We start from the raw sequence: 23,441 nt of genomic DNA, 5'->3' as shown, positions 1-23,441 counted from the left end.
CCGTGAGTGAAAACGTGATCGACGTAATCGTCGCGGTCCTGCTGCTCGGCGGTGCCCTGATGTCACTTGCCGCCGCCATCGGGCTCATGCGCTTCCCGGACCTCATGAGCCGGATGCACGCAGCGTCCAAACCGCAGGTCCTGGGCCTGCTGCTGTTCCTGATGGCCATGGCCGTGGAGTTCCGCAGCTGGGTGCTTCTGCCCATCCTGGCGGTGTGCTGGATTTTCCAGCTGCTCACCGCTCCGGTCTCGGCGCATATGGTGGGCCGGGCCGGCTACCGGACCAAGCACCTGCGCCCGGAGCTGCTGACCATCGACGAGCTTGATGACGTGGTGGAGCGTGCACAGCGCCTGATGTTTGAGGCGGCTGCTGAAGACGAGGGAGAGTCGGCCGATCCAAAGGTCGACGACGATCCCGGCCAGGAGCCGGACGGCACCTTCTACACGGGTGACCTCGATGAGGAAGCGATGGAACATTCCCGCGCCGAAGCCGAGGGACGTGCCCGCCCGCCCGGCCGCAGCCGGGAGGGATAGAAAACGAAAGCGGTTTCCCAGCAGCTAGTGCGCTGCCGGGAAACCGGTTCAGAGGTGCCTAGACAACCTCGGGGGTGCGGTTGTAGCGGGCGATTGCCTTCTGCGTGCCGCGGTTGGTCAGGACCCGGATGACCTGGCTGACGGCGCCGGAAACCAAGGCGAAAATGACGGCGGAGCGCAGGCTCACGTCGAGGGCACCGTCTTTGTCCTTGGGCGGTTCGTTACCCGTGGCCTTCGTCCAGATGAAGTCCAGGATCTTTGCGGAAGCCAGGCCCGCGCCGACGCTCACGCCGGTTCCGAGCAGTTTCAGGATCAGGTTCATATGCGCTCCTTGGCGTTTGTTCGGTGCTATCGCTTCCTACGCTACCTGCGCAGGAACCCAAAACAACCCGAAACCCCGGTGGACTGCGTGTACAGTGGACCTCGCATACACACGACAGGGGAGCGCCGCTTCCTCCGATCCGGTAACCGGGCGGGGAATTCGGGCGCTGAGAGTGCGGACCAAGCCGCAGACCCTCGAACCTGCTCCGGTTAGTACCGGCGAAGGGAGTCGAGATCTCAGGGGTGCACCGCCGCAGAACGCGGGGGTTTCCCTCCCCTCCTGAATACAGGAGGAAACTTTTTATGGAACACACTCTTCAACGGGCACCTGCGCGCAGCCCGTTTTCGTGGCGGGTTGTGGACATCGTTGTCGCTTCGGTGCTCGCAGTGGCCGTCGGCGTCGTTTTCTGGGCCTGGTCACTGGCCTACGGCGGGGTCGAGGCCCTGGTCCTTGCCTTCCCGCCGATCGGCGGGCTGTACACCGGCGGCTGGCTGATTGCCGGTGTCCTGGGCGGACTGATTATCCGCAAGCCTGGCGCAGCCATTTACTGTGAGGTCCTGGCCGCAGCCGTCTCCGGCGTCCTGGGCACCCAGTTTGGCCTCTCCGTGCTGCTTTCCGGTGCTATCCAGGGGCTGGGAGCGGAACTGGTCTTCCTGCTGTTCCTCTACCGGAAGTTCACTCTGCCTGTGGCCCTCCTGGCCGGGCTGGGATCCGGACTCTTCCTGGGTGTCAGTGAATCGATCCTGTACAAACCCGAATGGGCCTTCCAATGGCAGGCGCTCTACACCGGTTTCGCAGCGGTATCCGGTCTGGTGCTGGCCGGTCTGCTGTCCTGGCTTGCGGTGCGGGCGCTGGCACGGACCGGGGTGCTGTCCCCGTTCGCGGCAGGCCGTACGGCGGACGTGTAAAACCATGCAGCAACGGACCTCTCCTGTGGCTGTCAGCGCCCACAACTGGGGCTGGCGGCACGCCGGGCGTAAACGGCCCGCTGTGGCCGGGGCGGACTTTTCGATCCGTCCCGGCGAGCGGGTTCTGCTCCTCGGTGCGTCCGGCGCCGGCAAATCAACCCTGCTCCATGCCCTCGCCGGGGTTCTTGGCGAGGACACCGGTGGAACCGAATCGGGTTCGCTGACGCTCGACGGCGTCCATCCCCAGGCAGCGCGGGGCCGCGCCGGACTGCTGCTGCAGGATCCGGACAGCCAGATTGTGCTCTCCCGGGTGGGAGACGAGGTTGCCTTTGGGGCCGAAAACCTTGGCATTGCCCGGGACGAGATCTGGGAGCGGGTGCGGGCGGCGCTGGACGACGTCGGACTGGCGGTTCCGCTGAACCACTCCACCGCGGCGCTGTCCGGCGGGCAGAAGCAGCGGCTGGCCCTGGCGTCCATCCTGGCCATGCAGCCCGGATTGCTGCTGCTGGATGAACCGACCGCGAACCTGGACCCCGACGGGGTGCTGGAAATCCGGGACGCCGTAGCCCGGGTCCTGGACCGCACCGGAGCCACACTGATTGTGGTGGAGCACCGGGTAGCGGCGTGGGCAGAGCTTGTGGACCGGGTGATAGTGCTCGACGCCGGTGGCGGGATCCTTGCTGACGGGCCACCCGATCAGGTGCTGTCCGGTGCCGGGACCCGCAGCCGGCTTGCGGAGGCAGGTGTGTGGCTCCCGGGTGCCGGATCGGCGGCCGGGCCCGGGTCAGGGTCCGGGGCAGGCTCAGGGGCCGCAATGCTCTTCCCCGCGCGGGATATTGTCCCGCCGGCGCCTGCGGGCCCGGGAGCGGGAACCGATCTGTTGGTGGCACGGAGCTTGGACGTGGCCCGGACCGCCAAGGGGCAGCCGGTGCTGGCGGGAGTAGACCTCTCCCTGCAGGCCGGAACCGCCGTGGGCATCACCGGGCCTAACGGTGCCGGTAAATCCACCCTGGCGCTGACCCTGGGCGGGCTCCTGCGTCCGCGCGGCGGGGATCTCGCGGCGGCACCTCCATTGGCCCGCGGCGCCGGCAGCGTGCCGTTTAGATGGAAGTCCGCCCAGCTGGTCACCCGGATCGGCACGGTATTCCAGGAACCGGAGCATCAGTTCCTCACCGGATCGGTCCATAACGAGCTGGCCTTCGGGCCGCGGCGGGCCGGCCGGAGCGAGACCGAGGTGGAGGCCGTTGTGGGGCGGCTGGCGGAGCGGCTGCGGCTGCAGTCCCTGCTGCCGGTCAACCCCTTCACTCTCTCCGGCGGGGAGAAACGCCGGCTGTCGGTGGCGACCATGCTCGCCACCGCCCCGGACATCCTCCTCCTGGACGAACCCACCTTTGGGCAGGACGCCAACACCTGGCGTGAACTCGTGGCACTGCTGACCGAGCAGCGCGATGTTCACGGCTGTGCGGTGGTCTCGGTGACCCATGACCGCGAGTTCACCGCTGCCCTTGGCTGCCGGACGCTGCGGGTCTCCGGGGGACGGGTGGAGGAACTCCTTCCGGTTTCCGGCCGGACCCCGTCAGGCGCGCAATGAGTGCGGTTACCCTGCGTCCCGGCACGGTGGCAGGCAGCACTCGTGACTCGGCTCTGTCCGCTGCGAACCCCCTGTCCACGCTGGCGGCGGCGGTAGCTGTGACAGCGGCTGTGCTGCTCACGGTTGACTGGGTCAGCGCCACGGTGGTGCTGGCCGGGGAACTGCTGCTGCTCCCGCTGCTGCGCATCCATCCCTGGACGCTGCTGAAACGGATCTGGCCCCTGATCATCGCGGCGGCCATTGGCGCCTACGGAACCGCACTGCTGGCGGAAAAGACCGGAAGCGTTGTGCTGCACGCAGGTCCGCTGCTGTTCACCACCGATTCCGTGGCCGCCGGTATTGCCATTGGACTGCGCGGCCTCGCCATTGCCCTGCCGGGAATCTTCCTCCTCGTGTCCACCGATCCCACTGACCTTGCCGACGCACTGGCCCAGCGGCTGCATCTGCCCGCCAGGTTTGTGCTCGGTGCGCTGGCCGCGATGCGGCTGGTGGGACTGCTGGTGGAGGAATGGCGCACCCTGGGACTGGCCCGCCATGCCCGCGGAGCTGACACGGCGGGCGGACCGCTGGGACGGTTCCGGAATCTGCTGGGCCAGGGTTTGGCCCTGCTGGTGCAGGCAATCCGCCGCGCCACGCGGCTGGCCGTGGCGATGGAGGCCCGCGGATTCGGCGGAGGACCCCGGACCTGGGCCCGGACCTCCACGTTTAGCCGCGTGGATGTCTGGGTGCTGCTCTACGGTGTGGGCTTGGCCGCTGCCGCGGTGGCTGCGGCTGTGGTGGCGGGAACCTACAACTTCATCCTGACCTAGGTGCGGTTACAGGACGGTTTCCACCAGGGCTGCAAGCTCCGCCGTCAGCTCCGGTGACACGGGAATGGCATTACCGTCGATTGACTTCACCGGTGCGAGCAGCCGAATGCTGGAAACCAGCCACACGCCGTCGGCCTGCCGGAGGCGCTCCGGCCGCAAGGGGCCGTAGCCGAGCTGCCAGCCGGACTTGGCGGCGGCGTCGAACAGGGCACTCTGGGTGGTGCCAGGAAGGATCCCGCTCTCCAGCTCCGGGGTCAGGAGGGTCTTCACTCCGTCCTTGACCTCGGCCAGAACCACTGTGGAGGTGGGTCCTTCCAGGACCAGTCCGTCCGAAGAGGTAAAGATCACATCGTCGGCTCCGTGCTCCCGGGCGTAGCGGATCGCGGCCATATTTACGGCGTAGGAGAGCGTCTTGGAACCGAGGAGCAGCCAGGGGGCCCGCTCGGCCAACGTGCTGTCATATCCGCGTTCCAGCAGCAGCACATCGAGCCCGGTCTGCCGCTGTTCGGCAGCGGACGCCGGCACCGGGGACGCCTGGACCCAGGCCGTCGGGCGGTCAGCGCCTTCAGGCCCGCGGGTCAGGAGCAGCTTCACAACGGCCTGCTGATCCCCGTACTTCCGCGTGAATTCGGCCAGGGCAGTGCCGATTGCAGGTTCCCATGTGTCCGCCGAAGGGAACTCCAGGCCCAGGGCTGAAGCTGATCCCGCCATCCGGCTCAGATGGGATGCAAGCTTCCGCGGGTGACCGTCCACCGCCAGCATGGATTCGAAAACCCCGTCTCCCCGGGTAGCGCCGAGGTCAGTCGCAAGCAGCTGCGGAACGGAGGCATCGGCCACGCGGCCGGATGGGAAAGCGGGATCGAGAAAAACCAAAACACTCATGCGTCCCAGCGTAGTGTGCCCGCGGGCCACAACCAGGGTCCCCAGCCGACTAGGCTGGGGGGACGTTCGGCCTGTTGGAGGGAAAAGAAGCGTGTGGTGGACGGTTACGACTCCGAACTGGCTGGCGACGGTTTTAACGATCCTGGACTTCGCGATCCGGATCATCGCCCTGGGCGTGGTCCCCGGAAACCGCCGGCCCACCACAGCCATGGCCTGGTTGCTGTGCATCTTCTTCCTGCCGGTTCCTGGCATCATCCTGTTCACTCTGTTCGGTAATCACCGCCTTTCTGAACAGCGTGTGGAGCGCCAGACCCTCATCAACCGCAGGGTCCGCGACAACACCCGCGAGCTGGAAGCCCAATCCAGTTCCTATCTGGGCCCGGAATGGGTAATGTCCGCCGTCGAGCTGAACCGGCGGCTGGGCTCGCTGCCCAGCCTGGACGGCAACAAGGTGGAGCTGCAGCGGGACTATGAGCAGTCCATCCGCGAGATGACTGAGGCGGTCCGTACCGCGGAGAGTTACGTCCACGTCGAGTTCTACATCATGAGCTACGACGCCGTCACCCGGGATTTCTTCGCGGCCCTGAAGGACGCAGCGGGCCGGGGGGTCAAGGTACGGCTCCTGTTCGACCACATTGGAACGCTGCGGGTGAAGGGGTACCGCCAGCTGCTCAAAGAACTGAAGTCCAGCGCCATCCAGTGGCATCCGATGCTGCCCATCCAGCCGCTGCGCGGACACTGGCGCCGTCCGGACCTGCGCAACCACCGCAAGATCCTGGTGGTCGACGGTGTTCTGGGCTTCACCGGGTCACAGAACCTGGTGGAACCGGGGTACCGCAAGCCCGGCAACCACCGGCTCGGCCGCAAATGGGTGGAACTGATGTGCCGGCTCGAGGGTCCCGCGGTCGACGAAATCAACGTCGTCTTCGCCACCGACTGGAACATGGAGACCGATGAGAACCTCGAGCGCGAGCTCAGCCTGTACGAGTGGACCTACGAGCCCGGGGACGTCACCTGCCAGGTGGTTCCCAGCGGACCGGGTTTCACCACGGAAAACAACCTGCGGCTCTTCACCTCGCTGATCTACTCCGCTTCGGAACGGATCTCCATCACCAGCCCCTACTTCGTTCCGGACGATTCGCTGCTGTACGCGATTACGACGGCGGCGCAGCGCGGCGTGCAGGTGGAACTGTTTGTCTCCGAGCGAGGGGACCAGTTCCTGGTGGATCACGCCCAGCGCTCCTACTATGAGGCCCTGCTGGAATCGGGTATCCGGATCTGGCTGTACCCGGCGCCGCTGGTGCTGCACGCCAAGCACTTCACCGTGGACAACGACGTCGCCGTCCTGGGCTCGTCCAACATGGACATGCGGTCCTTCTCGCTGAACCTTGAAGTGTCCATGATGATGTACGGCGGAAACATCGTCGAAAAGATGCGTCAGATCGAGGACACCTACCGGAACCTGTCCAAGGAACTGGTCTTGGAGGAGTGGCGGAACCGGCCGCTGTGGCAGCGGTACATCGATAACGTCGCGCGGCTGACCGCCACCCTGCAGTAGCCGGCTACCCGGCCGGAACGTCGGAGCCGAGTGCGCCCAGGACGCCACGGGCCTTGGTGCGCACTTCTTCCCATTCGGCGTCCGGGTCGGATCCGGCGGTGACCGCGCCGCCCACGCCCAGGCTCAGGTCCAGGCCGCCGTCCGGGGACGGGCTGAGAACCAGCGTGCGGATCACAACGGAGAGGTCTGCCGCACCGGTCAGCGAAAAGTAGCCCACGGCACCGGAATAGGCACCCCGCGGCGCGGCTTCCAGCTCGTCAAGAATCGCCATGGTGCTGGTCTTCGGCGCCCCGGTCATCGACCCGGCCGGGAAGGCAGCGGCCACGGCTTCGGCGCGGCTGGCATCCGGGACGAGCTGCGCATCCACGGTGCTGACCAGCTGGTGCACGGTGGCATAACTCTCCACCACACACAACCGCGGAACGGTCACCGAACCGGCCACCGCCAGCCGGGAGAGGTCATTGCGCATCAGGTCCACAATCATGATGTTCTCCGCGCGGTCCTTTTCGCTCTCCAGCAGGTCTTCCCGCAGTGCGGCATCCGCTGCCGGGTTCTGCCCGCGCGGGCGGGTGCCCTTGATCGGCTCCGCACGCAGCCTCCCGTCCGCGCCAACCCGCAGGAACCGTTCCGGCGAGGTGCCCGCCAGGGTGAGCCGGCCCAGCCGGAGCAGCGACGCGAACGGCGCGGGACTGTGCCGGCGCAGCGAGGCGTACAGCTCCAGCACACCCGCCGGAGTCAGCGGTGCGGGCAGGGCGGCATGCAGGGAAGTTGTCAGGCAGACCTCGTAGGTGTTGCCCTCCGCGATTTCCAGCTGCGACCGGCGCACCTTGGCCAGGTACTCTTCGCGGCTGTCCCGGAAAGTGAAGATTGGTGCGCTGCCGGGCAGGAACGCGGGTGTCTGCGCGGGCCTGGAACGGGCGGCGGCAGCCTTAGCGGTCCGGCTGGCGGTGGCGACGGCGGCGGATGCCTTGGCGAGCCACCCTTCGTCCGGGTCCGCTGCGTCACCATCCGTGTTTTGGTGATGCCCCGAAAAGCCGCCGGACGGATTCTCGAAAAACGAGTCCCGGAGAGTCAGCAGATGGACCGTTCCGGCGGCATGGTCCAGGACAACGGCACGTCCGGCGAAGATCAGCGCTGCGTCCGGTCCTGGTCCGCCGGTGTCCGCTCCGCCGGTTTCACGCTTGAGTTCGTAACCGAGGAAACCCAGCCAGCCCAGGGCGAACGGGCAGGCCATCCCGTCGGGGGCCGGTGCCTGCAGCTCACCCCATTCGCGGTCCAGCCAGCGGAAAAACGGTCCCGGGATGCGGGTGGTCACGGGTCCATGCGTGATGGTGGTCAGTCCCGCAGTGTGCTCCGCGTGCCGGCCCGGGAGGCCGCCGTCGTCCGCCATGATGCTGAACCGGCTGCGCCCGCCAGGGCTGCCGCCGGCGGAACCGGCGTCGGAACTGTCCAGCCAGACGGCGTTGGGTGAGCCGCCGAACAGTTCAGCGAACAGCGTCGACGGGTCCGGAGCGCCGTCGACCGTCTGTACCTGAACCTGCAGGTCCGGACGGGGCAGGCCCAGTCCGGGGGAGGGCAGCGGCAGCGCTGCCAGGGCGCGCAGCACGAAACGCGGCAGCGGCACCTGCTGCGCGTGCACCGGGGACGCCGCGGGTTCAGGCTGCGCCGCTGGTGCAGGGCTTCCGATGTTGTTGTCGAGTGAGGAAGGATCTGCGGCCGGCTCGTTCCGGACCAGCACGTCAGCTGCGGAGGACACCGGGTCGCCCGCAGCCCAGGCCGCTTCCTGCGCGGCCCAGCGGTCCCAGTGCGGAGCATACGTGTCCCCGTCGCGGGCCAGGGCACGATCCCGGCGGACGGATTCGGGGGCCTGAATCCACAGGACCGCATCCAGCATTCCCCGGGCGGACCGGTGCCCGGCTCCGACTCCTTCGAAGATCACAATGTCCGCCGGTTCGGTGGTGTGCTGCGTGCTGTACCGGCCTTCCACCCAGTCCCAGGACTGCCAGTGCGCGCTGCCGCCCCGGACCAGCGGTTCCAGGACGCGGCGGCGGTAATAGTCCATGCCGGCTGCCAAGCCGTCCCAGCCCGGATAAATATCCTCCAGATGAAACACGGCAACCGTGCGGTGCGCGCGCAGCTCAGCCGCCAGTTCCAGCGCCAGGCTGGTTTTTCCTGCTCCGGAAAAGCCGTCAACTGCAATCAGGAGCGGGCGCTTCGGCGCAGGGGACATCAGTGCCGCTCCGCCAGCGCGCTGCGGACAAAGTCCACCACGCCGGGGACCGCAGCCTGGATCAGGGCGTAGGAGGAATCAAAGTCGGTCATGTCGCCGTACCAGGGATCGTCAATGCCCTGCTGGTTCGCCGGCAGCTCCGCGGCGGCCGGGTCGAAGCTGCGCAGCATCCGGATTTTGTCCTGTTCGGACGTCGGCGCTTCGGCCAGCAGATGGTTCAGATGGCCGTCGTCCAGGGCCAGGATGAGGTCCCGGCTGCGGTACCACTGCGCTTCAAAGGCCCTGGCCCGGAAGCTCTCCAGCGGTTGTTTGGGGAAGTTGTGCTGGAGCAGCTCGGCGGCGGTGCGGGGGTCCATCGGGCGGCCGGCTTCCCAGCCGGTGACACCGGCTGAGTCCACCGCAACCCTCTCCGCGAGTCCGGCGTCGCTGAAGGCGCGGGAGAGGCAGAACTGGGCCATGGGTGAACGGCAGATGTTTCCGGTGCAGACCGTGATGATGCGGTACATCGGTTAAGCGTACCCAGCGGCTGGGCGGGCCGGGGCAGCGGTGTTCAGGCCCGGGCGAGGAGCTCCCCGCTGGGAACCAGGAACCAGCCCTCCGGTGCCTCAGCCCAGCGTTTCCAGCCGGATGCCATCCTTTCCAGATCCTTCTGCGAGGCGAGCCCGCGTTCGAGGGCCTGATCGGCGAACGCGGAATGGAGGACCCGCTGGGACCAGGTGCCGGAGAACCACTGGCGGCGGTCCGGCGTGGCATAAACCCAGTTGGTTGAGGAGGGCAGGAATTCGGTGAAGCCGGCGTCCAGCGCCCAGCTGATCAACCGGCGTCCGGCGTCGGGCTCGGCGCCGTTGCCGCGGGCGATCTGCTGGTAGGTCTCCATCCACTCCGCCAGCTCCGGAATCTCGGGGTACCAGCTCATACCGTGGTAATCGGCGTCCCGCACGGCCACAACTCCGCCCGGCCGGGTGACCCGGCGCATTTCATGCAGTGCGGCCACCGGATCGGTGAGGTGCTGCAGCACCTGGTGGGCGTGAACGACGTCGAACGTGTCATCCGGAAAATCCAGGTCATAAACATTCCCGGAGAGGAACTCCGCGTTCGCCGTGCCGCGCTCGGCGGCGAGTGCCCGGGCCTGGAGAAGAACGTCCTCCGAACGGTCCAGCCCGGTGACCTGTCCCGGTGCCACCAGGTCCGCGAAATCCAGGGTGATACTGCCGGGGCCGCAGCCGACGTCGAGAATGCTGAGGCCCGGGCGAAGGTGCGGGACGAGGTATCCGGCGGAGTCTTCCGCCGTCCGGGTGGCGTGGGCGCTGATGACGCTGCGGTGATGGCCGTGCGAATACGTGTCCTGGGGCATAGCAGGACGATACGCGCAGGACCGGACGGGATCCGGTTCTGAGTCGCCGCGTGTCCCCGCCCGGGGAGGCGAGGATAGGGCGCCGTCGTCCACAGGATTCCGTGGACCCTTGTGCAGTGCCCGCTGGCGGTGCCTTCATAGAAGAAGTGCCTGCGGCCGGCCGGAGCTGCGTGTGACCGGCCGGAAAGTGAACTCCAACGAAGCGCTGAACCTTGAGAGCAAAGAGTTGAGTCGGGGGCACTCAACTCTGGTTGACAAAAGAACCGCACGGAGTAAAGTTGAGTCCAGAACGCTCAATATGCGCTACGGGTGGCCGCGGCGGCCGGTTCTCCAAAGAGAGCAGCCGCAGCGGGCCATCGATTTCCAAGGAAAGAGGAAGCAAATATGTCACGTGCAGTAGGTATCGACCTCGGAACCACGAACTCCGTTGTCTCCGTCCTTGAAGGTGGTGAACCCACCGTCATCGCCAACGCCGAAGGCGGCCGGACCACCCCGTCTGTTGTTGCTTTCGCCAAGTCCGGCGAGGTCCTGGTCGGCGAGATCGCCAAGCGCCAGGCTGTCAACAACATCGACCGCACCATCGCCTCGGTGAAGCGCCACATGGGCACCGACTGGAGCGTGGACATTGACGGCAAGAAGTACACCGCCCAGGAAATCTCCGCCCGTATCCTGCAGAAGCTGAAGGCCGACGCCGAGGCCTACCTGGGTGAGAAGGTCACCGACGCTGTTGTGACCGTCCCGGCCTACTTCAATGACGCTGAGCGCCAGGCCACCAAGGAAGCCGGTGAGATTGCCGGCCTGAACGTCCTGCGCATCGTCAACGAGCCCACCGCGGCCGCACTCGCGTACGGCCTGGACAAGGGCAAGGAAGACGAACTGATTCTGGTCTTCGACCTCGGCGGCGGCACCTTCGATGTGTCCCTGCTGGAAGTCGGCAAGGACGAAGACGACTTCTCCACCATCCAGGTCCGCGCCACCGCCGGTGACAACCGTCTGGGCGGCGACGACTGGGATCAGCGGATCGTTGACTACCTGCTGGCGCAGGCCAAGGCCAAGGGTGCGGACCTGTCCAAGGACAAGATCGCCCTGCAGCGCCTGAAGGAAGCAGCGGAGCAGGCCAAGAAGGAACTCTCCTCGGCCACCTCCACGAACATCTCCCTGCAGTACCTCTCGGTGACCCCGGAAGGTCCCGTCCACCTGGACGAGCACCTCTCCCGCGCCAAGTTCCAGGACCTGACCAAGGACCTGCTGGACCGCACCAAGAAGCCGTTCAACGACGTCATTGCCGAAGCCGGCATCAAGGTCTCGGACATCGACCACATCATCCTGGTCGGCGGCTCCACCCGTATGCCTGCCGTTTCCGAGCTGGTGAAGGAACTGGCCGGCGGCCAGGAGCCGAACAAGGGTGTGAACCCGGACGAGGTTGTAGCCGTTGGTGCAGCCCTGCAGGCCGGCGTCCTCAAGGGCGAACGCAAGGACGTGCTGCTGATCGACGTCACCCCGCTTTCCCTGGGTATTGAGACCAAGGGTGGCGTGATGACCAAGCTGATCGAGCGCAACACGGCCATCCCGACCAAGCGCAGCGAGACCTTCACCACCGCGGATGACAACCAGCCGTCCGTGGCCATCCAGGTCTTCCAGGGCGAGCGCGAGTTCACCCGGGACAACAAGCCGCTGGGCACCTTCGAGCTGACCGGTATTGCTCCGGCTCCCCGCGGCGTGCCGCAGGTCGAGGTCACCTTCGACATCGACGCCAACGGCATCGTCCACGTGTCCGCCAAGGACAAGGGCACCGGCGCCGAGCAGTCCATGACCATCACGGGCGGCTCCTCGCTGTCCAAGGAGGACATCGACCGCATGGTCCGCGAAGCCGAAGAGCACGCTGCGGAGGACAAGAAGCGCCGCGAGGCAGCCGACGTCCGCAACTCCGCCGAGCAGCTGGCCTACTCCGTGGACAAGCTCCTCACCGACAATGACGACAAGCTGCCCGAGGACGTCAAGTCCGAGGTCAAGGGCGACGTCGACGCGTTGAAGAAGGCGCTGGAAGGCACCGAGAACGACGACGATGTGAAGAGCGCGTTCGAGAAGCTGCAGGCTTCCCAGACGAAGCTGGGCGAGGCCATCTACTCGCAGGCCCAGGCCGCAGGTGACGCCGGTTCCGCCGGTGCTGCACCGGGTGAGGGCGCCGCATCGGGCTCCGGCGCGGACGATGAAGACATCGTGGATGCCGAAGTCGTCGATGACGAGGAAAAGAAGTAATCATGGCTGCTAATGGCAACGGAAACCAGAACCCCGCCGGCCAGCCGGAGGAGAACGAGGATCCGCAGTCGCAGCAGGCAGGTTCCTCCGCAGCGGACGCACAGCCCGCTGCGGAGGGCGCTCCGGCGGCCGAGGGCGACGCACTGTCCCAGGCCGAGGAGATCTTGAACAGCGCCGGCAGCGGCGCGAAGGAAGATGCAGGCTCGGCCGAAGCGTTCGAACTGCGCAACGACCTTCTTCGGCTGCAGGCTGAGTACGTCAACTACCGCAAGCGGGTGGAGCGGGACCGCGACGTCGCCCGGGAAATGGCAGTGATCGGAATGCTTAATTCCCTGCTGCCGGTCCTGGACGATATTGAGGCTGCCCGCCAGCACGGGGACCTCGCCGAAGGTCCCTTCGCCTCGATCGCGGTGAAGCTGGAAAACACGCTCAAGGGTTACGGCATGAGCCGGATCGATGAGACCGGAGTGGACTTCGACCCGAATATCCACGAAGCCCTGATCCAGCAGCAGAGCCCGGACGTTCAGTCGGACACCGTTACGCAGATCCTGCGCACCGGATACAAGGCGAACGACCGGGTGCTCCGCGCGGCACAGGTAATCGTCTCCGTTCCGGAGCAGTAGCAGTTGATGCCCGGGGCCGCGCGACAGCGGCCCCGGGCATCGCCGGTGGAGAGCCGGTTCCAGCGTTGTAGGCAAGACATAAGGAAGGGGACACCAATTGGCTAGTCAGGATTGGGTCGACAAGGATTTCTACAAGATTCTGGGTGTTCCCAAGGACGCTTCCGAAGCCGACATCAAGAAGTCGTACCGGAAGCTGGCACGCAAATACCATCCGGACCAGAACCAGGATGATCCCTCTGCCGAGAAGATGTTCAAGGACGTCTCCGAGGCCTACTCGGTGCTGTCCGATCCCGAGGAACGCCAGCAGTATGACGCCATCCGGGCCATGGGCAGCGGCGCCAGGTTCACGGCAGGCGGCGGAGGCCCCGCCGGGGGAGCCGGCGCAGGATTCGAGGACATTTTCGGCGGCCTGTTTAATCAGTCCGCAGGACGCAGCCGGCGGGGGAGTTCCTTCAACGCCGGCGGCGGCAGCAACATCCCGCCGGAGTTCGCCGACCTGTTTGGCGGCGGCGGATTTGGCGGCGGCTTTACGTCCGCGCCGCCGCAGAAGGGCGCGGACCGGACGGCCAGCACCACCATTTCCTTTGCCGGGTCGATCAACGGAACCGTGATCGGGCTGCGCGAGCCCAGCGGTGAAGTCGTCGAGGTGCGGGTGCCCGCCGGGGTGAAGGACGGCCAGAAGATCCGGGTCCGCGGCAAGGGTATGCCCGGTGCCGCCGGCAACGGAGACCTGATGGTCACGGTGCATGTCACGCCGCATGACTTCTTTGTGCGGGATGGCAACAACATCCGCATCCACGTCCCCATCACCTTCCCCGAGGCTGCCCTGGGCGCCACGATCGAGGTGCCCACCCTGACGGCAGACCGGGTCAAGCTCAAGGTTCCCGCGGGCACTCCCTCCGGGCGGACACTGCGCGTTAAGGGCCGGGGCGTCCATACCTCCAAAGGCAACGGTGACCTGCTGGTGACGGTCGACGTCGCCGTTCCCTCCCACCTCAGCAAGGATGCGAAGGCCGCGGTTGAGGCGTTCGCTGAGGCAACCAAGGGCGAAGATCCGCGGGCCGGGCTGGCCGCCAAGGCACGGCTGTAGCCTGCCAGGCAACGGACGGGACCGAAGCTAGTATGACAAGCACGCAAACCGGCAAGCAGCGAGGGAGAGTGAAGGACGTGGGCTTCGACGTGAACGCACCCATCTTCGTGATCTCCGTTGCCGCTGAACTTGCGGACATGCATCCGCAGACGCTGCGGCAGTACGACAGGCTCGGCATCGTCAGTCCGAGCCGTGCCCCCGGGCGTTCGCGCCGGTACTCCCAGCGGGACATCGAAATGCTGCGCGAGGTGCAGCGCCTCTCCCAGGAGGGCGTCTCGCTGGAGGGCATTAAGCGGATCATGGAGCTGCAGAAGCAGGTTTCCGGTCTGCGGGCCCGTGTTAATGAGCTTTCCGCCGAACTGGAACAGGTCCAGCAGCGCAGCGCCGACATGGGCCGCGTCTTCGCTGCCGGGCTGGCGGGCGACGTCGTCACCCTCTCCCGCGGGCAGCGTCCCCCGGCGTCGAGGTCCAGCGGCCGGCCGCTTGGTCTGGCCGCCCTGGCGGCGCTCAACCGCCGGGTGATGGCGCTCCCCGCAGGCAAGGGCAGCACTGCGGAAACCGAACTGGGCTACACCGCGGACCGCGGCGAGTTTTTCGGCTCCCGCTAGCGCCGTCCTGCTGGCCTACCGGAAGCGGCGTCCCTGATCCCGCCGGTTGGCCCAGACCGCCCCGGCACCCAGCACCGCCGTCCAGGCGAGGAAGCAGGCCACGGCCCCCAGCTCGAAAGGTTCACCGGAGAGAGCTGACACGGAGAGATCCCGGGCTGCCCGGGACGGCAGGAAGCGCGAGAACAGATCCAGGCCGGAAGAGAAGATCTCCGGCGGCAGCATCATGCCGCCGGCGAAGGCCAGCGGGAAAAAGACCACCTGCGTGACCGCGATCGCCACCTTTGACGTGCAGAGGTAACCGATCATGAGTCCCAGGCACAGGAACGGCAGCCCGCACAGCAGCCACACCGCAACCGAGAACGGCAGCCGCCACCAGGACAGCGTTCCATCCACGTACAGGTCCATTCCGGCAGTGGTCAGGGCACCCACCACCAGGACCGGAATCAGCGCGAAGAACGCGAACATCATGGCGGTCAGGGCGCGCGCGACGGTTGGCGGTATGGCGCCGGCTGGAAGCGTGCGCACATAACTGCTCCACGGATTGGCCCGTTCCTCCGCGACCCCGATCCCGTAGTTGAACAGGAACGCGCTCATAACGCCGAATACCGCCAGCTGGGCGATTGCCGTCAGCGAGGCCAGCGGATTCGAGGTCACCGCGGTCTGCGGGAGAACGAAAAACACCAGCGCCAGGGTGGGGAAGATGGTGGAGGACAGGACAGCCACCGGAATCCGCAGCTGTTCCAGGACCTGGGCCCGGGTGTGGGTGCGGATCAGGTGCAGCTGTGATTTTGTCTCCAGTGCGGGTGTTGTGGCGGTGCTGCTCATCGGGCTGCTCTCCGTTCGGGGGCAGGAGCGGACCCACCGGAGTGGGTGAGGGAAAGAAAGGCCTCCTCGAGGCTTGCGGCGTGCACTTCCAGCCCGCTGAACCCCAGGTTGCCGCGCACCAGCTGACGGACCGTTTCGTCGGCGTCGTGCGTGAGGATGGTGGTGGTACCGGCAGCAGACACGGACACGGACACCGTTCCGGGCATCATCTCGAAGGACGACGCCGGCAGCCCGGTGTGAAAGGACACCCGGGACACGCTGACCCGGCCGCGGATCTCGTCCACGTTTCCGTCCGCCACCACGGAGCCTTCGTTAATCACGACGACGCGGCTGGCCAGGGTCTGGATCTCCTCGAGGTAATGACTGGTGATGAGGAGCGTTCCGCCGCCGGTCCGGTATTCCGCCAGGCGGTCCCAGAGGCTCTCCCGGGCCTCGACGTCCAGGCCCGTGGTCGGCTCGTCCAGGATCACCAAACGGGGACGCCCGACCAGCGCCAGCGCCACCAGCAGCCGCCGCTGCTGCCCGCCGGAGAGCCCGCCGCACTGCTTGCCGGCGGCTGAACCCAGGCCGAAATCGGCCAGCAGCTCCGGTGTTGGAATGGGATCTGGATAGTGGGCAGCCACAAAGTCCACGGTTTCCCGCACCCGCAGCGTTGCCGGAACGGAGGTCGCCTGCGGTGTGGTTCCCAGCTCCCGCCGGGAGAGCGGGCTGCGCGGATCCTGGCCGAAAAGTTCGACGGTTCCGGTGTCTGGCTGCCGCAGCCCGCTCAGAAGGTTGAGCAGGGTGGATTTGCCGGCTCCGTTTGGGCCGAGGAGTCCCACGGTTTCACCTGCACCGACAGCGAAACTTACCGCGTCAAGTGCTTTGGTGCCGCCGTAGCTTTTGCTGACGGAATGTGCGGCCGCCAGGATTTCTGCCGGTGGACCGCCGCGGGGACGGGGGATGTTCATGGTTCGCTTCTCCTTGCACTGGTGCTGGTGGTTGCCCGCAGATGAGGTATGGCTTTAGGTAAGGCCGGAAAGCAGGTCCTGCAGGTTGCGGCGGTAGCGCGCGTACGCTGCCTTGCCTTCCGGGGTGATGCCGACATAGGTGGCCGGCGTGCGGCCCTCGATGGTCTTGGTGACTTCCACGTAGCCGGCCGTTTCCAGCTTCCGGAGGTGGGTGGAGAGGTTGCCCGCCGTCATTTCGAGCAGTTTCTGCAGTTTGGTGAACGCGATCTGGTTGTTCTCGCCGACCGCATTGAGCGTGGTCAGCGTGCGAAGCCTGGATTCGGCGTGGATAACGGGATCGAGTTCAGGCATGAGCTGCTTCCGTCCGGTGCCTGCGGGTGCGCAGGTGCTCGACGACGGCGGCGGCCAGCATGCCGGTGGAACCGAGGAACAGGAACACCGTCAGGAAATGATCAGGGCCGGAGATAAGCCCGGCGCCGGTTACGAGCAGCAGCCACACACCCAGGTAGGCCTGGTGCTTGTCATTGAAGGTGGTGCCACCCGTGATGTAGAGCAGTCCCACGATCAGGATCGCGATCGAGTTGATGAGCATGCCGCGCAGCCAGAAGTCATCGATGGCCCTGCCGATGACTGCGCTGAGCGCCCCCATCACGGTGAAGCCGAGCATCCAGGCCGCCCCGTACATTCCGCCCTGGAAGGCAGACTGTCCGCGGATACCGCGGGAACCCCGGGCGAAGATCACGACCGTGGACACGGTTGCCACAGCCAGGGCGGCGCCGAGGATACCCAGTGCCGCTTGCGGTTCCAGGGGCAGCCGTCCCGACTTGCTGCCCCAGAGTGAGCCGTACCCGATGACCCAGGTCAGTCCCCACAGGAAGTAGACGAGCGCGGTGTTTCCGGTGAGGCTTCGCCGCGCCGAGCGCTCCGCGTCCTGCACCACGGCGAGCGCGGCCCGGAGATCGAGTGAGCGGTCTTCGCCTGCCGTAAGTTCCTGGGGGTCGTTCGCCGGGGACGATGCTGCCGGTGCTTCCCCAGCTGTGGGTGCACTCCGGACACCGAAGACTGCTGATTCCGGGACGGCGGCGTCGGACGCCCGGTTCGTGAGGTGATCTCGGTTCATACAAAGTAGTTTGCATCACAAACTGCTTTGCGGCAAGAGGTTCGAGGATTAATTCATTGCGGCTGGGCGGTCCGGTTCCGGGGGTACACGGGACACGGGTTCCCACTCTATGTAGCCTGCTGTGGCTGGTGAGGTCACTTCAGCCTCAGGAGTGAACTTAGAGTGGGAACGCGTGTCGCCGGTATTCGGCCCCGCGGCGGGTCACCGTCCGCCCGGCGGGGCGCACCGGCCCGGACCCGGTCGACCCAGCCAGGGCCCGGCCGCCCGGCGAGGGTCCCGTCTGCACGGTTTCGGGACCAGCACTGTCTTCCAACGACGGAGGGCGTGCGATTTCCCACTGGGTGGGGCAGGAGTTATTGAGTGAGGACCCAGCCGTCACGGAGGTAACACTCGGTGTGAAGCCGCGCTGGGCGGGGGTAAACCCGCGCGGATCACCTGCGGGGATCAGCCCGCCAGGGAACCCGGCTTTTCTGAAAGCGTTGCGACAAGCAGTTCGGCGCTCTGGCGCGCCACGGCGGTGCGCTGCGCGGACACCTCGATGTCCGCCATGAAGACGTTGCCGAGGGCGATTGTGAGGATGCCGTAGGCGACGTTTCGGCAGGAGGTGGCCGCAGCCTCAGGGCAGGCCTGAGCCAGCAGTGCAGCCAGCTCGTTCTGCGAGCCCGTATAGGCCCTTAGTACGATCGCGTGGATCTGGGGGTTGGTGCGCGCAGCGTCGACGAGGGCAAGTGTGACCGCGTTCTCGGCATCCGGCGCAGCAAAGTCCCCGAACAGGTAATCCAATGCGCCCGCGATGGTGCCAGCCTTCTCCGGCAGGAATGATGCGGCGTTCGGAATTACCGGCACATCGGTGTCCGCATCCGGGACCTCACCGAAGTAGAACAAGACGGCCGCCGCAGTAAGAATGTCGTCGCGATTTCCGGCGAAATGCCGGATGTGGCCGCGTGCCATGCCGGCTTCCTCAGCGATCCGGTCCAGCGAGGTGCCGGCCAGGCCGTTCGCGGCGAGACTGCGGATCGCGGCCTCGAGGATCTGGCGACGGCGCTCGGCGGAGACAGAGGGGCGTCCCATGTATAGCTCCTTCAGGTGGGTGAGATGACTCGGTGATTCTTTTTAGTCGCTATTGACTATCAACTCTCGCACACTCTATCGTGCATTCAACGCACCATGCGAGAGGACGCTGATGAACAAGATCGTGAGTATCGGGCCGGCCCCGACAAGCCCCCTGGCGGCTGAGGAGTTCGTGCCGATGCGCGACGGAGTACGCCTGGCCACCGATGTGTATCTGCCGAACGGTGACGCTGAACCCGGCGACACGATCCTCATTAGGCTCCCATATGACAAGAGCGGAACGTACACCTTCATCCCGCTGGTCGCCGAGTACTTTATGACCCGCGGCTACCGGGTGGTCGCCCAAGACGTACGGGGCAAATTTCGTTCCGAGGGTGAGACGCTGCTGTTTGTCAACGAGGCCTACGACGGATACGACACGATCGAGTGGATCACCCGTCAGCGCTGGTCGAACGGCCGTGTGGCGATGTGGGGCGACAGCTACTACGGGTACACGCAGTGGGCAGCCGTATCGACGCAGCACCCAGCCCTGAAAGCGATCGCGCCGCGCGTGACCGGCACCCAGCTGGGTGAGCCCGTCGAGCATCGGTCCAACGACATCACGCGCGGCGTCGAGTGGGGGGTCACATATCTTTACCCGCTCTCCTACTTCCACTCGCAGGATGCGTACTTCTGGGAGCTCGACCTCGACCGCCGCCCGTTCAGTGCACAGGTCGAGGAGGTGCTCGCCGAGATCGGCTCGCGCTCGATCTCATACGACCAGTGGTTCCCTCGCCCGGTGCACCTGCGCCGCTTCCCGGCGGGAAGTCCGTTCGATGCCCGCCCTGTTCCGGTTCTGCAGACGATCGGGCTGTGGGACAACTGCGCCCCGCTGTCCTGGGCCGACGTGGCCGAGATTGAAAAGCGCCCGGTGTGGGCAATGAACCACTTCCTGCGCATTGAGGCGATGGACCACGAGTCCTTCTACCTCGGGGACCCGGCTGACGCCCGCGTCGCGGAGCGCTCGGTGGAGCAGGTGCGCGGCGAACTTCCGCGCATGCTCGACGCGGTCCTTGATTTCTTTGAGATATTTGTGCGCGGCAAGGGTTCAGCGTCTGACTTCCCGCGGGTCACATGGGCGCTGGCCGGAACCGAGGAGGTGCGCACCTCCGCCTCCTGGCCACCTCCGGGCACGGTCGAGCGCACCCTGTTCGCTACCTCTGACGGTCATCTGGCCACGGCTCCGGACATTGCGGGCACGACGGCCAGGTGGGTGCACGATCCCGCCGACCTCGTCCCGTCGAGCGTGGACAATGCCTTCGCGTTCCTCCTTGATCAACCCGACGAAGCGCCGATCGGTGACCGCGACGACGTACTCGTGTTCACCGGCGACGCCGTCGAGCAGGAGGTCAACCTCGTCGGCCCTGTTATGGCGCGCGCCCGCATCCACTCGGACGGTCCTGTCATGGATCTCTTCATTCGTCTGCTCGACGTTGCCCCCGACGGCACGGCGCTTCGCATCGCCCGTGGCCAGGTGCAGCTCGCCGACGCGTCGCGGCCGACCGCCGTCGAGGTCGACCTCGGCCAGTTGAGCTATCGCCTGGCACCGGGCCATCGACTGCGCGTCCACGTCTCCAGCAGTGACTTCCCGGAGTTCATTCCGCAACCAGGCACGGGGGAGCACCCATGGTCGGCGGTTGATGTCCGCAGGAACCTCCAGTCGCTGATGCTCGGCGGGGATGAACCTTTGATGTTCACCCTGAGTGTGCTGGAGGAATCATGACCCGGTCCGAACCCATCCTCGAGTTTGTTTTCGAGATTCGAGTGGACATCGCGCCCTATTGGCGCATTGGCCGCGGTGCCGATGAGGAACTCTCGTTCACGCCCGTGACGGGCGGAACGGTCGCGGGCCCACTGCTTAACGGAGTCGTGCTCGCAGGCGGCGGTGACTGGGCCGTTGAGCGCAGCGGCACGGCCCAGCTGGAAGCCCGCTACCTCCTGAAGGCCGACGACGGCACCGTCATCGACATCCTTAACCGCGGTTACTACCGCGCATCGGCCGAGGTTGTTGCACGAGTCGAGGCGGGTGAGACCGTTCCCGAGGATGAGTACTACTTCCGCACGGCTCCGGTCTTCCAGACGGACGGTGAACCTCACCGCTGGCTTGCCGAGCACCAGTTCATCGGGCTGGCACGCGACGAGGACAGCCAGGTCTGCGTCCGCGTCTACGTGGTGCGCTGACAGGAGCGCGATGATGTTTCAGACAATCCACGCAGGAGGCCGGGCCTTCCGGCCCGGATGGCCCTCGCTTCCGGTCAACGCAGGCGAACAGTTATTCGGCGGAGGGCACCGGGGGCACCATCTGGGTGGCGTCGTGACGGCGGGGGAGGGTCGAGATGGTGGAGTGGGCGACGCTGCGCACACGGTCCTCGTTCCAGTGCTCAGGGTCCTCGACCGTCGCGATATATGCGCCCCGCACGATGATGTAGAGAAGCTCGGCGACGTGGCGCGCGTCCGCGAAGCCGGACTCGCTCGCCGTGCTTTCGAGGATTTGCTGGAACTCGACCGACTCGCGGTGCAGCGATTCGCGCATCTCAGGCTCGACGCGCGCGTTGGCGACTATCTCCAGAATGAGAGTGCGCAGCACGGAGTCGTCGCTGGTGGCGCTCAACGACCAGTCGATGAGCGCGGCCAGCCGTTCGCCAGGAGGGCTGGCCGTGACCACCGCGCGGCGCTCTTCAAGCCAGCGGTCCCGCCCCTGGTCGAGGGCATTCATGATGAGTGCCGCCCGTGAAGGCAGATAGTTCGTCACGAGCGTCGTCGAGCCGCCCAATTCCCTTGCAACGGAGCGGATCGTGACCGCTTGTGCTCCCGCTGTCCGGGCGACGCGGACCGTCGCGGCTGCAATGTCGGCAAGCCGCTTCTCAGTGTTTACCTCTCGGGGCATGTCCCCAACCTTAATTTCATTGTGATCTGCATGCAACCTTGATGTACAACACTGTTGTATTATCCGAATGAGACCTACGTCACTGGTGATCTGCCGGTGCGCGAACCTGTGAAAGGAACCGCCATGAAAAACTCCGGCCACCGCGCCACCGTGAAAGCGCTCTCAACCGGTGTCGTCGCACTACTTCTGCTGACGGGATGCACCTCCCGCACTCCCGAGCAGTCAGCCGCACCGGCCATCGACCCGGAGTCACTCGTTACATCGCTGGCTGCGGGAAAAACCGCCGTCGACGACGTCACCTGGGGGCTCGTGGAAGGTGAGCCGCGCTCGCTGGTTCCGGGCGCTGACTACAACTTCATTCAGCCCAACCTGTGTGACAGCCTGCTGCGCGTACAGCCCGACTTCACCATCGATGCGGGTATCGCCGAGCGCGCAGACTGGGTTGACCCGGTGACGTTCGTCATCGACATCCGCCCGGGCGTCACCTTCTGGGACGGATCGCCCGTTACACCCGGCGACGTCGTCTACAGCCTTCAGCGTCACCACTTGGATGTCACGTCCGCGTTCTTCGGCGCGTTCGTGCTGGTGGCACCCGAAGGCGGCATTGAGATCACCGGCGAAAACCAGGTGACGATCCACTTCGCTGCTCCGGACTCGACCTTCCGGGACGCGTTGTCCGGCGGGGCCGGTGCCGTGCTCAGTAAGACTGTCAGTGAGGAGCAGGGACCGGCACTGGGAACATCGGGTGGGGATCTGCTGTGCGCAGGGCCGTACAAGCTCGAGAGCTGGACGCCCGGAAGCGAGATCGTGACGGTTGCCAACGCGGACTACTGGGATGGCGCGCCGCTTGTGCAGAAGCTGACCTTCAAGTTCATTCCCGACGGGACGACGCTCACCAATGCCCTGCTGGAAGGCGACGTTGACGGAGCCTTCAACGTGGCGCCCGGCGGCAGGGATGCGTTTGAATCCTCGGACCAGGGGCGGCTCGTGGTCGGGCCCTCGACAGCGTCCTTCTCCTTCGGACCGGCTCGGGACACCGGTGCGGGCGCGAATCCGAAGATCCGTCAGGCGCTGAGCCTCGCGATTGACCGCGAGCAGTACATCTCAACGGTCTTGAACGGTCTCGGCCAACCCCAAAGCACGTTTGTTGCACCCTTCTCATGGTCGGGCTCGCCCGCAGCCGATGCCTACCAGGCTGGTTACGATGCGCTCGAACAGCCCGAAACCGATCTCGACGCCGCGAAGAAGCTCGTCCAGGAATCGGGGGAGGACACAGCGGTGCCGCTGCGTCTTGCGATCCCGGCAGGCAACAAGGAGTTTTCGCAGACGGCGGCGATTATCCAGAACGCCGCCCAGCAGATCGGCCTCACAGTGGAGATCGACGAACGCCAAGCGGCGGACTTCGCGGCGATCTTCCTCCCGGATCCCGGCCCGCGCGAGAACATCGACCTCGTGGCGACGACCGGCTACACCGAGACTCCGGGCGTGCTCGCCTACCCCCAGCTGTTCCTGCTGAGCCCGGACCTCGGCGGCATCTTCAACTGGACCGGTTACGCGAACCCCGAGGTGACGGGTGCGCTTCAGGCTGCCCGCACGACGCCGGACCCGTTTGGTGCGGCCGAGGCGTACACCGCCGCCCAGGAGGGATTCGCGCCCGACATGCTGCAGGTGACTCTCGCAGGAGCATTCCACACGACGTTCCTGAACAACCGCCTCACCGGCGCTGTGACCTCTGTGGCGGCCTACGCGAGCCCCTGGGCTCTGCACCTCGGTGGCGAATGA

The 23,441-nt window shown here is 66.1% G+C and carries 22 protein-coding genes, 1 pseudogene and 1 riboswitch; of the genes and pseudogenes, 12 read left to right on the top strand and 11 right to left on the bottom strand.

What is annotated here, in order from left to right:
• Nucleotides 1–2: 2 nt before the first annotated feature.
• A complete protein-coding gene (mnhG, locus tag H9639_RS17280) occupies nucleotides 3–533 on the top strand; it encodes a monovalent cation/H(+) antiporter subunit G (protein ID WP_191808069.1) in 531 nt (176 codons plus the stop codon).
• Between the two features lie 58 nt (nucleotides 534–591).
• Here the strand turns inward: mnhG and H9639_RS10760 are convergent, their stop codons facing one another.
• A complete protein-coding gene (locus H9639_RS10760) occupies nucleotides 592–855 on the bottom strand; it encodes a DUF4235 domain-containing protein (RefSeq protein WP_191808068.1) in 264 nt (87 codons plus the stop codon).
• Between the two features lie 106 nt (nucleotides 856–961).
• Nucleotides 962–1,099: riboswitch (TPP riboswitch) on the top strand.
• Nucleotides 1,100–1,157: 58 nt separating this feature from the next.
• Here H9639_RS10760 and H9639_RS10755 point away from each other — a divergent pair.
• Genes H9639_RS10755 through H9639_RS10745 form a run of 3 tightly spaced genes read left to right on the top strand, consistent with a single transcriptional unit; the run spans nucleotide 1,158 to nucleotide 4,163 of the window.
• Nucleotides 1,158–1,763 carry an ECF transporter S component gene (locus H9639_RS10755; protein ID WP_191808067.1) on the top strand — a complete coding sequence of 202 codons (606 nt, stop codon included), beginning with the start codon at nucleotides 1,158–1,160 and terminating at the stop codon, nucleotides 1,761–1,763.
• Between the two features lie 4 nt (nucleotides 1,764–1,767).
• Complete coding sequence (locus H9639_RS10750; protein ID WP_191808066.1) at nucleotides 1,768–3,354, top strand: ABC transporter ATP-binding protein; 1,587 nt, start codon at nucleotides 1,768–1,770, stop codon at nucleotides 3,352–3,354.
• Nucleotides 3,351–4,163: an energy-coupling factor transporter transmembrane component T family protein gene (locus tag H9639_RS10745; protein ID WP_191808065.1), complete on the top strand. Its 813-nt coding sequence runs from the start codon at nucleotides 3,351–3,353 to the stop codon at nucleotides 4,161–4,163. The genes H9639_RS10750 and H9639_RS10745 overlap by 4 nt, the downstream gene beginning before the upstream one ends.
• Nucleotides 4,164–4,169: 6 nt before the next feature.
• Here H9639_RS10745 and H9639_RS10740 read toward each other — a convergent pair whose 3' ends face one another.
• On the bottom strand, nucleotides 4,170–5,045 hold the full coding sequence (locus H9639_RS10740; RefSeq protein ID WP_191808064.1) for an aminodeoxychorismate lyase: 876 nt from the start codon (nucleotides 5,043–5,045) through the stop codon (nucleotides 4,170–4,172).
• 91 nt (nucleotides 5,046–5,136) lie between these two features.
• Between H9639_RS10740 and cls the strand changes: the two genes are divergently transcribed.
• Nucleotides 5,137–6,603, top strand: a complete 1,467-nt coding sequence (gene cls, locus H9639_RS10735; RefSeq protein WP_404799746.1) for a cardiolipin synthase — start codon at nucleotides 5,137–5,139, stop codon at nucleotides 6,601–6,603.
• A 4-nt stretch (nucleotides 6,604–6,607) separates the two neighbouring features.
• Here cls and H9639_RS10730 read toward each other — a convergent pair whose 3' ends face one another.
• The 3 genes from H9639_RS10730 to H9639_RS10720 are packed head-to-tail and all read right to left on the bottom strand — an operon-like array spanning nucleotide 6,608 to nucleotide 10,187.
• Nucleotides 6,608–8,833 carry a chorismate-binding protein gene (locus H9639_RS10730; RefSeq protein WP_191808062.1) on the bottom strand — a complete coding sequence of 742 codons (2,226 nt, stop codon included), beginning with the start codon at nucleotides 8,831–8,833 and terminating at the stop codon, nucleotides 6,608–6,610.
• Nucleotides 8,833–9,339 (bottom strand): low molecular weight protein-tyrosine-phosphatase, encoded by a 507-nt coding sequence (locus H9639_RS10725; RefSeq protein WP_191808061.1) that lies wholly within the window; start codon nucleotides 9,337–9,339, stop codon nucleotides 8,833–8,835. Before H9639_RS10725 ends, H9639_RS10730 begins: the two co-directional genes overlap by 1 nt.
• Before the next feature lie 44 nt (nucleotides 9,340–9,383).
• Nucleotides 9,384–10,187, bottom strand: coding sequence for a methyltransferase domain-containing protein (locus H9639_RS10720; protein WP_191808060.1), 804 nt, complete (start codon nucleotides 10,185–10,187; stop codon nucleotides 9,384–9,386).
• A 384-nt stretch (nucleotides 10,188–10,571) separates the two neighbouring features.
• Between H9639_RS10720 and dnaK the strand changes: the two genes are divergently transcribed.
• The 4 genes and pseudogenes from dnaK to H9639_RS16855 all read left to right on the top strand — a co-directional run.
• Nucleotides 10,572–12,446 (top strand): molecular chaperone DnaK, encoded by a 1,875-nt coding sequence (gene dnaK / locus H9639_RS10715; RefSeq protein ID WP_191808059.1) that lies wholly within the window; start codon nucleotides 10,572–10,574, stop codon nucleotides 12,444–12,446.
• A gap of 2 nt (nucleotides 12,447–12,448) precedes the next feature.
• Nucleotides 12,449–13,069, top strand: a complete 621-nt coding sequence (locus tag H9639_RS10710) for a nucleotide exchange factor GrpE (protein ID WP_191808058.1) — start codon at nucleotides 12,449–12,451, stop codon at nucleotides 13,067–13,069.
• Between the two features lie 97 nt (nucleotides 13,070–13,166).
• Nucleotides 13,167–14,159: a DnaJ C-terminal domain-containing protein gene (locus H9639_RS10705; RefSeq protein WP_191808057.1), complete on the top strand. Its 993-nt coding sequence runs from the start codon at nucleotides 13,167–13,169 to the stop codon at nucleotides 14,157–14,159.
• 32 nt (nucleotides 14,160–14,191) lie between these two features.
• A pseudogene (locus H9639_RS16855) lies at nucleotides 14,192–14,614 on the top strand (heat shock protein transcriptional repressor HspR); the annotation flags it as partial.
• A gap of 168 nt (nucleotides 14,615–14,782) precedes the next feature.
• On the opposite strand, the gene H9639_RS10695 reads toward H9639_RS16855, so the two are convergent.
• The 5 genes from H9639_RS10695 to H9639_RS10675 form a co-directional block, all read right to left on the bottom strand.
• Nucleotides 14,783–15,592 carry an ABC transporter permease gene (locus H9639_RS10695; protein WP_191808055.1) on the bottom strand — a complete coding sequence of 270 codons (810 nt, stop codon included), beginning with the start codon at nucleotides 15,590–15,592 and terminating at the stop codon, nucleotides 14,783–14,785.
• Nucleotides 15,589–16,542, bottom strand: coding sequence for an ABC transporter ATP-binding protein (locus tag H9639_RS10690; protein WP_191808054.1), 954 nt, complete (start codon nucleotides 16,540–16,542; stop codon nucleotides 15,589–15,591). The genes H9639_RS10695 and H9639_RS10690 overlap by 4 nt, the downstream gene beginning before the upstream one ends.
• A 54-nt stretch (nucleotides 16,543–16,596) precedes the next feature.
• Nucleotides 16,597–16,893, bottom strand: a complete 297-nt coding sequence (locus tag H9639_RS10685) for a transcriptional regulator (protein WP_191747718.1) — start codon at nucleotides 16,891–16,893, stop codon at nucleotides 16,597–16,599.
• Nucleotides 16,886–17,662 (bottom strand): hypothetical protein, encoded by a 777-nt coding sequence (locus tag H9639_RS10680; protein ID WP_225219460.1) that lies wholly within the window; start codon nucleotides 17,660–17,662, stop codon nucleotides 16,886–16,888. The genes H9639_RS10685 and H9639_RS10680 overlap by 8 nt, the downstream gene beginning before the upstream one ends.
• A 444-nt stretch (nucleotides 17,663–18,106) precedes the next feature.
• Nucleotides 18,107–18,733, bottom strand: coding sequence for a TetR/AcrR family transcriptional regulator (locus H9639_RS10675; RefSeq protein ID WP_191808053.1), 627 nt, complete (start codon nucleotides 18,731–18,733; stop codon nucleotides 18,107–18,109).
• A 112-nt stretch (nucleotides 18,734–18,845) separates the two neighbouring features.
• On the opposite strand from H9639_RS10675, the gene H9639_RS10670 reads away from it, so the two are divergent.
• Both H9639_RS10670 and H9639_RS10665 read left to right on the top strand, forming a co-directional pair.
• Nucleotides 18,846–20,495, top strand: a complete 1,650-nt coding sequence (locus tag H9639_RS10670) for a CocE/NonD family hydrolase (protein ID WP_191808052.1) — start codon at nucleotides 18,846–18,848, stop codon at nucleotides 20,493–20,495.
• On the top strand, nucleotides 20,492–20,953 hold the full coding sequence (locus H9639_RS10665; protein ID WP_191808051.1) for a DUF3237 domain-containing protein: 462 nt from the start codon (nucleotides 20,492–20,494) through the stop codon (nucleotides 20,951–20,953). The genes H9639_RS10670 and H9639_RS10665 overlap by 4 nt, the downstream gene beginning before the upstream one ends.
• Nucleotides 20,954–21,044: 91 nt before the next feature.
• Here H9639_RS10665 and H9639_RS10660 read toward each other — a convergent pair whose 3' ends face one another.
• Nucleotides 21,045–21,659, bottom strand: coding sequence for a TetR/AcrR family transcriptional regulator (locus H9639_RS10660; protein ID WP_191808050.1), 615 nt, complete (start codon nucleotides 21,657–21,659; stop codon nucleotides 21,045–21,047).
• A 123-nt stretch (nucleotides 21,660–21,782) separates the two neighbouring features.
• Here H9639_RS10660 and H9639_RS10655 point away from each other — a divergent pair, with 123 nt between their 5' ends.
• Nucleotides 21,783–23,441, top strand: coding sequence for an ABC transporter substrate-binding protein (locus H9639_RS10655; RefSeq protein ID WP_191808049.1), 1,659 nt, complete (start codon nucleotides 21,783–21,785; stop codon nucleotides 23,439–23,441).

Origin of the sequence: Arthrobacter gallicola (assembly GCF_014836775.1) — a bacterium.
Taxonomy (GTDB): Bacteria; Actinomycetota; Actinomycetes; order Actinomycetales; family Micrococcaceae; genus Arthrobacter_B; species Arthrobacter_B gallicola.
The sequence above is the reverse complement of the archived record's forward strand: the minus strand, read 5'-3'. Positions and strand labels throughout refer to the sequence as shown.